The 12,652-nt window shown below is 39.6% G+C and carries 8 protein-coding genes; 2 read left to right on the top strand and 6 right to left on the bottom strand.

Translation table 11 applies throughout. From position 1 onward, the window contains the following. Window positions 1–23: 23 nt before the first annotated feature. The 3 genes from murJ to HWQ37_RS17300 form a co-directional block, all read right to left on the bottom strand. Window positions 24–1,385 carry a murein biosynthesis integral membrane protein MurJ gene (gene murJ, locus HWQ37_RS17310; RefSeq protein ID WP_292749027.1) on the bottom strand — a complete coding sequence of 454 codons (1,362 nt, stop codon included), beginning with the start codon at window positions 1,383–1,385 and terminating at the stop codon, window positions 24–26. 30 nt (window positions 1,386–1,415) lie between these two features. After that, window positions 1,416–3,446 (bottom strand): polysaccharide biosynthesis protein, encoded by a 2,031-nt coding sequence (locus HWQ37_RS17305; protein WP_292749025.1) that lies wholly within the window; start codon window positions 3,444–3,446, stop codon window positions 1,416–1,418. Window positions 3,447–5,501: 2,055 nt separating this feature from the next. Next, complete coding sequence (locus HWQ37_RS17300; RefSeq protein WP_292749022.1) at window positions 5,502–7,400, bottom strand: beta-galactosidase; 1,899 nt, start codon at window positions 7,398–7,400, stop codon at window positions 5,502–5,504. Window positions 7,401–7,866: 466 nt separating this feature from the next. Here HWQ37_RS17300 and HWQ37_RS17295 point away from each other — a divergent pair, with 466 nt between their 5' ends. After that, window positions 7,867–8,487, top strand: coding sequence for a CP12 domain-containing protein (locus HWQ37_RS17295; protein WP_292749117.1), 621 nt, complete (start codon window positions 7,867–7,869; stop codon window positions 8,485–8,487). A 334-nt stretch (window positions 8,488–8,821) separates the two neighbouring features. Next, the gene (locus tag HWQ37_RS17290) at window positions 8,822–9,433 is read left to right on the top strand and encodes a serine O-acetyltransferase (protein ID WP_292749020.1); all 612 of its coding nucleotides are present in this window, start codon (window positions 8,822–8,824) and stop codon (window positions 9,431–9,433) included. A 396-nt stretch (window positions 9,434–9,829) separates the two neighbouring features. Here HWQ37_RS17290 and HWQ37_RS17285 read toward each other — a convergent pair whose 3' ends face one another. The 3 genes from HWQ37_RS17285 to HWQ37_RS17275 form a co-directional block, all read right to left on the bottom strand. Then, window positions 9,830–10,945, bottom strand: coding sequence for an LptF/LptG family permease (locus HWQ37_RS17285; RefSeq protein WP_292749115.1), 1,116 nt, complete (start codon window positions 10,943–10,945; stop codon window positions 9,830–9,832). 207 nt (window positions 10,946–11,152) lie between these two features. Continuing rightward, window positions 11,153–11,881, bottom strand: coding sequence for an LPS export ABC transporter ATP-binding protein (lptB, locus tag HWQ37_RS17280; RefSeq protein ID WP_292749018.1), 729 nt, complete (start codon window positions 11,879–11,881; stop codon window positions 11,153–11,155). Between the two features lie 30 nt (window positions 11,882–11,911). Beyond that, window positions 11,912–12,409 (bottom strand): LptA/OstA family protein, encoded by a 498-nt coding sequence (locus tag HWQ37_RS17275; protein WP_292749015.1) that lies wholly within the window; start codon window positions 12,407–12,409, stop codon window positions 11,912–11,914. Window positions 12,410–12,652: the final 243 nt, after the last annotated feature.

The raw sequence follows: 12,652 nt of genomic DNA, 5'->3' as shown, positions 1-12,652 counted from the left end.
TGTAAAATTAATTGTTTGAGCAGTTAAGTATATTTTCTAAGTTTAATTTTGGCACTAATGAAAATATAAAAGAAACAAAAAACATAAACAAAACTAGTAGATAAAGCAATACCATTAATTCCCATCCACTGCATAAACAGGTAATTCAATCCAATGTTGAGTGCAAAGCTTAAGGTGTCAACTTGAAGGAATATATGATTAAGTTGCATCGCTGAGATTAATCTTATTATTAAAATGTTAGCAATGTAAAAAGGAATTTGAAAAGCAAAATAAAATTGGATTTGAGCAACTGAGTAAGTATCATTAACTGTGAAAGAACCTCTTTGAAAAAGTAGTTGAGTAATTTGGTAAGAAAATAGAATAAATAGCAAAGTCAGTGGCACACTTACTATAAAAATAATTTTCAGGTAGTGGTTAAGTGTATGATGGATACTTTTCCAATCTTGATGAGCAACCATCTTGGAAAAATAGGGAATAACGGCTGCGCTTAATGCGGTAGTAGCTAAGGTGAGTGGCAAAGCAATGACCCGATTTCCATAGTTCAACGCTGCGACACTTCCTGGTGACAACATAGCCGCCATTGATTGATCGACTAGAGCAGTACTGCACATTAAAAATGAACCAGCAATCGTCGGAATATATTGACTAGATACCTGACGCAGATGAGGGTCAAATCCGTACCATTTTGGACGCAATGAAATACCTTGTCGATGAAGCGCGACTCCCAATAATAAGATTTCTAGTACTGCACCGCCAACTATACCTGCGACTAGGGCAAAGCTTTCTAACGAACTAAATTCTAGCAGAAAAACGATGGTAATTAATGAAGTTGAGGCAGGAGAAAGAGCAGCTAGGAAAAATTTTTCTCCGGCGTTCAAAACAGAACTCCAGATAGTAATAACTCCGCTCAATAAAATAATTGGTGCCATTGTATATAGTAGCTGAAAAGTCAGGCTTAACTTCTCAGAACTGAAGCCCTTAGCAATAAATGGTAGATATAAGGGTGCAGCCACTATCATTAATATTGTCGTAATTCCCAGTAGAGCTAAACTCCAGACTGTAACTCCAGAGAAAAGTTTTTGAGCTGCCTTTTGTCCCTCTTGCTCTCGCACCCGAATATAGGTAGGGATGAGGGCAGCATTAAAAGAGCCAGCTACTACGTTGACAATAATAGAAGGAATTAGTAAGGCAATTAAAAATGCATCTAAAGCATCGCCAGTACCAAACTTCCAGGCAACCACTAATTCTTTAACGACAGCTACTCCTTTAACCAACGCTGTGCCAATAGCAACCGTAATCGCTGCACCAAAGATTTGGCGATTCACAGATCCATGAGTGAGTTTTCTCCAGTAATCAAGTAAATAATGCAATTGCTCAATTTTCATATCATCATCCAATCACTCAATTTATTAAATCTATTTTAATGAAAGATCACGATGGAGATAATTGGATGGCTCGGAGTTAATTTCTGAGGTATTAAATTGATTTTTGTAGCTCGGATATTGAGGTTTATATTCAGGGATTATTTGCTCCAACAAAAACAGAATTGAATAGCCATCATTTTTATCTGCCGATTTACACAAAGCCTCTACAGCAACATTCATATTCTCTGGAATCATCCGACTAGCATTTTTCACTACTAACAATTTTTCATGTTGAGTTGCTTCGTACTCTTCTCCTTCAATAAACAACTCCTCAAACAACTTTTCTCCTGGTCGTAGTCCTGTAAAGACAATTTCAATGTCTTTATTAACTTCATATCCTGAAAGACGAATTAGTTCTTTTGCTAAGTCAACAATTTTTACTGGCTCGCCCATATTCAGCATTAACACTTCACCACTACGACCCAGCACAACTGCTTGTAAAACTAGTTGTACTGCTTCCGGTATGGTCATAAAATAACGGCAAATATCAGGATGAGTAACAGTTATTGGGCCGCCTGTTGCAATTTGTTTTGTAAAAGTAGGAACTACGCTACCCCGACTACCTAAAACATTGCCAAAACGCACAGCAACATAAGGCTTGCCACTGTCTCTTGCGGCTTGCAACACCAACATTTCAGCAACTCTCTTACTAGCACCCATAACATTAGTCGGGTTAACTGCTTTGTCTGTAGAGATCATCACGAAATGTTTAACATTGTATTTTTTCGCCATATCCAGCAAATTTTTTGTCCCTAGTACATTATTGGTTATGGCTTCTGCTGGATTTAATTCCATTAGAGGGACATGCTTATGCGCCGCCGCATGAAAAATCACATCTGGTTGGAATCGCTCAAATGTATGTTCTAATCGAGACCGAAAGCGAATATCAGCAATGAATCCAGAAATACGGGGGATGTTTGATTGTGCTTTACCATCGTGTTTGAGTACTTGGGTAAGTTGTTCTAATTCTTGTTGGATGTTGAAGACAGAATTTTCCCCATGTCCCAACAATATAATTTCCGCAGGTTGGCACTTGAATATTTGACGGCAAAGTTCGCTACCAATTGAGCCACCTGAACCGGTAATTAAGACTTTCTTGCCTTGAATAAATTGATAAACTCTCTCAATATCTGTTTGTACAGGTTCCCTTCTGAGCAAGTCTTCAATGCGTACATCGCGTATGCTGTCTACCCGCACCCGACCATTGAGAATTTCATGTATGCCTGGTAGAGTGCTAGTCTGAATTCCATTTGCTTTGCAAATATCAACAATTTCCCGAATGACTTGTCCTGCAACACTTGGCATTGCAATTATTACTTTGTGTATTTGCAGATATTTCACTACGTCAGCTATGTAGTGGCGATCGCCTACTACAGTGATACCACGAATGTTTACATTAAATTTCTGCGGGTCATCATCAATAAAGGCTACAGGATAAAAACCTAACTGCGGATTTCTCTGCATTTCTTGTACTAACGAAACCCCTGCACTACCAGCACCAACTACTAATACCCGCTCGTGTGTATTTAAGACTATTTGCTTATGGCTAGTTCTTTCCACTGCCCGAACACTGAAACGCAGACCACCAACAAAAATAAAGGTAAGTAAACTATCAATAAATGGTAAAGATTGTGGTAGTTTCTCCATAGAAACATGAGGCATATTTTGGAACAAACAAAACAATAATTCTTGGATAATTCCCGCAGCCAAAATCAGCATTGTTATATACGTAAGATCCTCAATGCTGGCATAGCGCCAGTAACGCCTATAAAAACTAAAACTCCAAAAGAAAGTTACTTTGACTGTTAAAAACAGTATCGTTGCAATTATTAGCTCTGATATGTATGTTTTCAAGGTGAGAGCGCCGTCTAAACGCAGAATCAGAGCTAACAAAGGTGTTATTGAAAATAAAATAAGATCGCAAAACAAAAAATGTCTATTTCTCAGATGCAGTAATTGGTTCAAGAATATGCTGGCAGACTTTTGCGATAAACAGTGAAAGTTCAAGAAAAACAAGTTCATTTGGGTAAAAGTATTTAAAATCTCAATTACTACACATATTGGTTAATGAAAATTACTAGTTTGATCTAATCTGCATTGAGAAAATTCTTCTTTTTAAGAATGTGAAAAACGGCAGAAAGTACTAGCAAATTTTTAGCTGGTGTGAACAAGATAGTTTCAATGAAGAAAATCACAGCCATAGGTGGAAAAGAAACGAAAAAGAAGCTCTAGACTAGAGACTAGTGGTTTATGTCATTAATTCTGATGGTTTGTGAAAATCTATAGCAATTCTAGACTTTGAACTTGAGCGATAAATCGCTTATTACAAACCGCACAAAATTAATGACATAGACTAAAGTAGTTGTCTCTCAACCTGAAATTGATGGGTAAGTGAGTTCTTAATAAGGACTAAAGCACTTACTAGAAACCCTCAAAACGACTAGTACCGCAAGGCGGAATTCAAAATTCAAAATTCAAAATGAATACAGCGTAAGCGTTTCGTTAATCTGGAATGGGTGGTTTATTTACGCCGTGCTGTACTAGCTTGGCAAAGTACTAGTACTTTTAAGTTAGGAGATAGAAGACAGCGATCGCAAAGGTTTAAAGATTGCTTGACTTCGTTGTAAATTGACTTGTATTGGGCATGACATAGCCTACAAAAAGAAACCTTCTTATAGTATTGGTTTCCTAAATATAGATGTTTGGAGTTGAGCTTAAACCCTTCTTCAGGAATCGTCGTCAAAGTCTTAAATTGAGCCTCCTGCCCCTTGTATAACTGCTTTCCTTGGTAAATTAGGGGATAAGATTAAACCTGTCGATCGCTCTGGTTTTTATTTTCGAGGTATTGAGACTTTTCAAGACTGATATTGGGTTACTAGACTGATATTAGTTTGCCAAACTGATGTCAGGTTGCTAGACTGATATTAGTTTACTAGTATCGATATTCATTTGAAAGCACACTGAGACTGAAATTTTAATCCAACAAAGCTTTTATATAAAAACTTTTCATTAATCAAACCGAAGTCCTGTATTTATCCTTACAGGCAAAATAATATGGTTACAGCAATTTGCAAGTATGTGTCCTCGATCACAAAAATAATGTGCTTAAGCACACTGCTAATTTAGACAAATTAATATAACAATTAACCGATAATCAAAGATTGACTATCACTTTCCAGCATAATTAAAACAAGTCTGTAAAAAGCTGTCATTTCGTTAATTTTCCTTGTGGAATAATGAGTGTAGTTATATCGATTTTGTTAAATCAACAGCAGAATATTCCTGCCTATATCTTCTGTTTGTACTCCGATCGTCTAATAGCTCATATTCTGTTGGAAATTTAGTGGGTTCCCTAACGCATCCACGGTGGCATGAATCTTGGTAATCCGCATTGGGTTCAATAGCTTCAGCCCGGATTTCTCACCACATCTCTCAAAGCCTTTGCTTGAGCAGGGGAGCAGGGGAGCAGGGGAGCAGAGGAGAGTTCAAATACCAAGTTCTTTCCCCTCTGCTCCTCTGCCCCTGCGCTCCTCTGCCCAATATCCCCTCAAGCTTGTGAGAAATGCGGGTTCAGGAGATGCCTCGCCAGTCCTTGCCGGGAGCATCCCAATTTGGCAAATTTACCAAGATTGATTAGTTGTTATTGCGAATGAAGCGAAGCGGAATGTTCGCAGAACGTCTCGTAGAGAAGCAATCGCAAAGTACAGATTTTGCGATCGCTTTGCTTCACTGCGTTCCGCTCGCAATGATAAATTATGTTTTTAGACATTTGGGATGCTCCCTCCTTGTCGGCACTACAGCACCGAATCGATTATCTCTGCTGTCACTCCCACAGATTGTTATCTTGCTAGTACGAAGTCTTTGATCCCTTCCCATCGGTCATCGCATAGAGCATAAAATCGAGCCATACTTGCTTATAAAAGTACACAATTTTATGTGGATTTTTATAAGCAAGTACAATTTGGCATTCTTAGGTGAGCCACTCCTGGGTTTGACTGTAGCTCTTGAATCCTGGAAGTTGAGATAAACGTTCCTTCAATTGCCTGATTACTTTGTGTGGTTCATTTTTTTCACAACTCATTTAGGATTGCTATAGTTTGATTTGATGCCGCTATAAGAAGGAGGTTGTAATTTAATAACACGAACAAATCTTACCGTAAGGTCTTGTTTTCCACCATTAAATATTCGGAAATCCATATTGCCATTCTGACGGTTTAGAAAAGCTGCATCTTTGATTTCAAAAGTTACTGTTTTCCATTGGTTATCATTTCTATTATTCACTAAAGAGGATTTCTTATAAATATGACCATCAGCAGCATCATATTCAATGCCCCAATCAGCCCTATTATTATCAAGATAAGTTACCTTAATCTGTATATTATTATTATCACCTTTGATAAATTTATCATCAACTCCTAAGTAAATATAGTCACTATAGTTTTGATGATCCGTGCGTCTGGCTTCGTAAGCAGATTCATTGTATTTGACTGGAAGTGTAACTAAATTAGTTGAAACTGTCTTACCATTCGGCTCAACTTCCCTTTGAATAAGCCAGCGTTCAAAGTTTCTAATCCACCACTCTGTCTTATCGCCAAGATGCCAATGCGCTCCTCTCTGATAAGCATCCTTTGCTTCACGTAAGGCAGCCCATGCGTCTGGAGAATCATAATAGTGTCTGCCCAGACTTTTTAGCATATAGTTATGTAGTTCTGGTTCCGCATCCCAAAATTTTGCTGTAGTAGACATTAACACGTTCACCCTTGCTTGTAGATTTTTAAGTGCAGTCATTCTGTACTGGTTTTTGACTAAAGCAGGATTGGTTGAAAGAGGAATAGTGGAACCTCCAAATTGTACGGTTTCGCTTCCAATAAATCGCTTGGGATCTGCAATCAAGGGAGCATTATCATTAGTTACCATGTACTTGCCATTGCCTATATTAGCTACTGAAATACCATAGGTTGGCATATCAGTTGCGACAAAGTTATATTTTGCGAGTAGCCCAAAACGGTTACTACCGCCTTGTGTCATAACATATTTGAATGGGTTTCTACCAATTGTCTTTGCCCAGTTAAGATTTCCATCGAACGAGTAAAGGATATCTTGATCGGTATACATAAGCTTATGAGCATTGTCCTTACCAAAAGCATCTACATAAGCATCGAGCATTTCTTTGAACCAGTTTAATAGGTCGTTAGGGAGCATCCCTTTTGCTGCCATATTTTGTTGAACAACATTGAGATCTAACTCCCCCCATTTCCAAGCACCAGGTATGTAGAAGAACTTCAGATGAGGATGGGAAGCTAAATTGCGTGCTTTAAAACTCTGAAGTAATTTTTTAAATTCTTGCTTAAATCCTGGATGCCACATCGGATAAAATAAACCTGCACTTGTAATATTAAAATCATCGGGATAGGAATCAATTTTAAAAGGCTTGAGGTCAGGATATTTACTTGACAACCATTTCGGGCAATGTATTACATCCGAGTTGAGAAAGCGAACGTAAATGTTATTTGTTTGTTTAAGAGCTGTTTCGAGAACACTCCAGTCATAGACTCCCTCAGTAGGGTTGACATCTCGCCAGCGAAGCGTGACTACATCTAAAGTTTGTGATGGTACTTTAGGATTAGGTACATTAAACGATACAACATCAGGAAGTGGATTCACCCATCCGGGCAACCACCAATCATCGCCATTCTTAATGATTGGTTGATTGCTCATAGCCAATTTTTGGGTTATTGTTCCTCCTCTAGCATTACCTAATGAAGGTTTTTTCACTGTTGTATTTAGAGAATTATTAATTATATTTTCAGGGAATTTTCCTAAATCGATAGCACAAGAAGTCGAACTGAATGTCAAGATACTACATACTAAGAAAGATAACCCACCATTTAGAATAGTGCTGAAATCGAGGAAAGAAGAGAGCAGGTTTGTTGCAAAACCTACAAATGCTAGTCCAATAAAACGAAGCTGTCGCATAAATATCTCATCAAAAACAACTCTATGATCTCATCAAAAACAACTCTACGATCGCAATCAAAAGAGGCGATCGCAGCAGTAGCCAGTGATGGAACAAGACGCTGAGGATAAAACCCCAAGTACGCCAATACTGCTGAGTTAAGGGCAAATAGGTGATAAAGTCAAGAATAATTTTTTCGCGCTAATCACACGAGGACAAAAAAATCGTTGCGATCGCGTCCCCTTGTCGGTCAATTTCTATACATCATTTGTTGATTAGCAAAATGCGATCGCAATTTATGCTTAGTTTTTGGACATTGGTTACATTGGATAACATCAGAACTTGACAACTGGTCTAATTTATTGTTGTAGCTGGGTAAAAGTTCAACTTTTTTACTTTTTATTGAGCAAACTGTGCGCTGCAATGCTTCGATACGTCCATAAGGGCGCTGCGCTGCACCGGACTATTAACCAGGAGACTACAGCAATGATGAAAGCTGAAGATATCATGACCAAAGACGTAGTTACCATTCGCGGTTCGGCGACTGTTGCTGAAGCTGTGGGGCTAATGAAGGAAAAAGGATTACGGGCGCTGGTTGTGGATCGTCGCTATGACAATGATGCTTATGGCATTGTCACAGCAACGGATATTGTCTATAAGATAACAGCCTACGGTAAAGATCCAAAGCAAGTCCGGGTTTACGAAATTATGAGCAAGCCTTGCATTGTGGTCAATCCTGATTTGGGTGTGGAATATGTAGCGCGGTTATTTGCTAACACTGGTATTCATCGAGCGCCTGTGATTCAAGGTAAGCTGTTGGGCATCATCTCGATTACAGACATTTTGACCAAAAGCGACTTTGTGGAAGCGCCAAAAGCATTACTGCTGGAGGATAAAATTCAAAAAGCAATTGAGCAAGCTCGTGCTATTTGCACTGAACAAGGTGCTTATTCCAAACCCTGTGCAGCTGCCTGGGATGAAGTAGAAGAACTCCAGGCAGAAGCAGCCCATCAGAAATCTGAGGGTATGGTATCAGCCAAAGTCTCTTTTGAGGAATACTGCAAGGAAAATCCAAACGCACCAGAATGTCGAAATTATCACCCGTAATTGAAGTGTGGGGATGAGGGGGCAGGGGGAGATGAAAGAGCAAGCGAACAATTATTATTCTTCCTCATCCCCCTGAATTTAACGTGAGTTCAACGGTTAATAAAGCCTAAAAAAGTTGATAAATATTGGTTTATGGATATAATTCCTCTTCTTAACAGAATCCTATTATGCCAATGGAGAGTCCTATGATAATGTAAAAAATCATTGTGCAATTCTAAATTAAAAAAAATTATGCTTCAACATCTTGCGCCCAAGCTAAGTTGATAATTCTTAATAAAACGCTCGGCGCAAAATCGTTCCAAATTTATAATTGCTTTCTGGCAAAGGATTTTCGATGAATTACTATGAATACAAATACCTAATTTTATCAGACCTTTTTCGGATCACAGGAAATGTTAAGCTTACCGCACTCATCCGGTATATCTTCATTGGTGGGTCATATAAGTACAACTTCTGGATGCGAACATGCTGCTACACTCAGGCTAACCCTTTGCTGAGATATACTATATATCCAATAGGGAGGATTATACTTTCCAACTTAACCTATAAATTAGGTATCTCGATTTCTCCCTCTACAAAAATCGGTAGTGGTTTTTATATAGGTCATTTTGGAGGAATAATTGTTAACGAAAAGAGTGTGATTGGAAAGAATTGCAATATTTCTCAAGGCGTTACTTTGGGGCAAGCAAATCGAGGAAAAAATAAAGGGTATCCAACATTAGGCGATAATGTCTATATAGGGCCAGGGGCAAAAATAGTCGGCGCTGTGAAGATTGGAAACAATGTTGCTATCGGTGCAAATTGCGTAGTGACAAAGGATATGCCGGACAATTCTGTTGTTGTTGGCATCCCCGGTAAGGTAATATCACAAGAGGGTGCAGCAGAATATGTCTGCAATACGGAATATGACAAGATAATAAAAGACATTAGGCTTGTCAAAGTGTAACCTAGTAGCGCAAGGCGTAATTCGTAATTCGTAATTACCATTATGTAAGGGTTTTAGACATTTTAAATGGGTGGCTTATTTCCGCCGTGCTGTACTAGTACAGCATGGCGGAAATAAACCACCCATTCCAGATGAACCAAACGCTTATGCTGTATTCATTTTGAATTTTGTTAGCGCAGCGTAAAGCCTTCTCTACGAGAGGCTTGTCTGCGACACGCTCCGCGAACGCCAACGGCATGGCAACTCTTAGAGACGCTAGCGCGAACGCTTAGAGCGAGTCCTCGATAGCGTAGCGGTAGCGAGTATTCGTTCGCTTTTAGCGTCTCGCAGAGAGCGTCGCGTCATTTTGAATTTTGAATTTCGCCTTGCGGTATTAGGGTTTTCTTGTTATTTAAATTAGCGTTTAGCAACTCGCCTCAATAACAATAGACCTATTCCCAAAAAAAGAAAGTTGGGCAACCAAGCACCCATAAAGGGAGATAGGACACCTGCTTGTGCGATCGCACCACTAATAAAGAAAATTAAGTAGTACGAAAATATAACTACGACACTAATCCCAAAGCTAGTACCTCTTCCCGTTCGCTGGGGTATGCTTCCCATCGCTGCGCCTACTAAGCCAAAAACCACGCATACAAATGGCAAAGAGATTTTTTGTTGAATCCGCACTTCAAGTTTACGAATTTTTTGGCGATCGCCACCAAGATTTTCCACTTCTAGTTGCTGTAGTGCTTCTGAAATATTCATCTCACCATAATCCCGGCTTTTTTCTGCCAAACTTAATGGCGTGCGCGGTAGTTGCAGTTGTTGGTGTTCAAATCTGACGATGTTACGATAAGAGCGATCGGCGGCGACAAAATAGATTGTACCGTTGTAAAAATCCCAGACATTTTGAGAAGGATTCCACTGGGCAGATTCTGATACCACAATTTGATTCAGATTTTTTGTTGAGCGATCTATAATTGTCAACCCTTTCATCCGCTTACCATCAAATTGGTCAGCATAAAACAAGCGTGTCAATATCCGATTCTTAGAGCCATCCGGCTGGGCAACATCCTGGTATTCAGGATAGAAAATATTTTGCTGTTTAAAAGTTGGCTTGTCTGATTTCAGGGCTTTCTCTAAAGTCATCGCCGCTTGATAATTTGCTGCTGGTGCAATTTCTTCGTTAAACACAAATGTCATTCCTGTAACCACAAGACTTAACATCACAGCAGTTAGCACCATGCGATAGACACTTACGCCACAACCACGCAGAGCAATTAGTTCGCTCTCGCTAGAAAGACGACTGTAGGTCATCAAAGTAGCCAGCAGCGTAGACATGGGAAAGGCTAAAACAATAAAATTGGGAAATTTTAACAAAAAAACTTGAATAGCAATGTCTATGGGTAGCCCAGATTCTACAATTTTTCTAACGAGATCAAATACAGCATCAATGGTGACACCAATTGATGAAAAAGCTCCGACACCAAAGAAAAATGGCGCTAACAATTCGCTGGCAAGATAGCGATCCATGAGCGTAAAAGGCAGCAGCGAATAGAGACTATTAAAAGACGTGAGCTTCTTTGATATCATAAGCAACTTGAAAATTTAGATATTGGCAACCCTAGCAAAGCAAAGTATCTCTACTGTATTTAGTATCAAAATTAAATACTTTAAATTCATCCTGAAGAATAGAAAATCAAAATATCCTTTTAAATTATTAACTAAATAATTGTCAATTTAGACTTGAAAATTATCCCCTAAATAATATTGCCGCACGAGCGGGTTGCTGTAGAGTTCGTCAGCAGCGCCAAAAGCGAGGATTTGTCCTTCGCGCATGATGTAGGCGCGATCGGTGATTGCTAGGGTTTCACGGACATTATGATCTGTAATTAAGATTCCCATACCGCGATCGCGCAGTTGTGCTACGATTTGCTGAATTTCTGAAACTGCGATCGGATCAACTCCCGCAAATGGTTCATCCAAAAGTAAAAATTTTGGACCTTCTCTTCCAGCCGCTAAAGACCTTGCTAATTCCGTCCGCCGTCGCTCACCACCAGAAAGTTGAATTCCTTTACTTTTAGCTAATTTTTCCAACCGAAACTCCCGCAGTAAAGTTTTGAGTCGCCTTGACCACTCCCATCGTGGCACATGAGTTTGCTCTAGCACTAACAGAATATTATCCTCTACCGAGAGTTGGCGAAAAACACTTGCTTCTTGTGCTAAATAGCCAATACCCAGTCTTGCCCTTTCATGCATTGGCATTCCCGTCACCTCTACATTACCCAGCCAGACTTTTCCTTGATTGGGTTTTTCTAAACCTGTGGCAATGTAAAAGGTTGTGGTTTTACCAGCCCCATTGGGGCCTAGTAAACCTACAACTTCGCCCTGAGCAACAGAAAGGTTGACACGATTGACAATTGCTCGCTTGCCGTAAGACTTGTGAATATTCTCTAAAACAATTTTCACGCTGGAAGCACCCTTTCTTGGTGGTAAATGCTAATTAGAAGGCTTCAAAGGTGGTGTCTTTGGGGCAGGTGTCGCAGTTTGTCCACTATTATCTGATTCCTGCACCATGTAGATCGACTCTACCTGACGGTTGGATTGGGGTAAAGCCACAAATCGCCCTTCGTCAATTAAATAGGTTACTTTCTCCGCCCGAATACTGTTACCGCCCTGTTGCAAAATATAGACATTGCCACTGAAATCAATTCGGCGTTCTTTACTAAAATACTGTGCTTGGGCAGATGTTGCCTGAATTTGGCGAGCCGGATACAACATTTGCACATTACCGCGAGCGGTAATTACTTGATTTTTAGCATCATATTCTTGCACATCAGCGCGGATAGTAAGGGGGCGATTTGCCGCAGATGTTTGTGCAGTAGCGGTTTGCACTTGGGTAGGAAAAGCAAAAGCGCCCAAGAGTGCAGCTGGCAGCATCAAAGCTAATCCAAAGCGACGTATCTGTGATATGGGCAATTGATAGCAGGGCATCATAGGAATTGGGGATTTAGGATTTCAGCTTGCATTCTAATTATCTCAAGTACTTTATCCAGATATGAAATATCCAATCTGGAGTGATTTAGGATAACTACTGGCTGAAATAGTGACGCTACCGCTAACCTCAAGGTTTCAGGCTTTCAACTCAACACTCTACACTGGCTCAACCTTAGCTATCCGCTAACAGCACTCATCATCAGATGTCTAATCAGTAGTTAGCACAATTCTAGGCAAAGATAA

This window comes from Nostoc sp. NMS4, assembly GCF_017115095.1.
GTDB lineage: Bacteria > Cyanobacteriota > Cyanobacteriia > Cyanobacteriales > Nostocaceae > Nostoc.
The sequence above is the reverse complement of the archived record's forward strand: the minus strand, read 5'-3'. Positions and strand labels throughout refer to the sequence as shown.

Excerpts from the sequence above, each read along its gene's own strand:
- murJ (WP_292749027.1), bottom strand. The coding sequence starts at position 1,385 with ATGAAAATTGAGCAATTGCATTATTTACTTGATTACTGGAGAAAACTC.
- HWQ37_RS17305 (WP_292749025.1), bottom strand. The coding sequence starts at position 3,446 with ATGAACTTGTTTTTCTTGAACTTTCACTGTTTATCGCAAAAGTCTGCC.
- HWQ37_RS17300 (WP_292749022.1), bottom strand. The coding sequence starts at position 7,400 with ATGCGACAGCTTCGTTTTATTGGACTAGCATTTGTAGGTTTTGCAACA.
- HWQ37_RS17295 (WP_292749117.1), top strand. The coding sequence starts at position 7,867 with ATGATGAAAGCTGAAGATATCATGACCAAAGACGTAGTTACCATTCGC.
- HWQ37_RS17290 (WP_292749020.1), top strand. The coding sequence starts at position 8,822 with ATGAATTACTATGAATACAAATACCTAATTTTATCAGACCTTTTTCGG.
- HWQ37_RS17285 (WP_292749115.1), bottom strand. The coding sequence starts at position 10,945 with ATGGATCGCTATCTTGCCAGCGAATTGTTAGCGCCATTTTTCTTTGGT.
- HWQ37_RS17275 (WP_292749015.1), bottom strand. The coding sequence starts at position 12,409 with ATGATGCCCTGCTATCAATTGCCCATATCACAGATACGTCGCTTTGGA.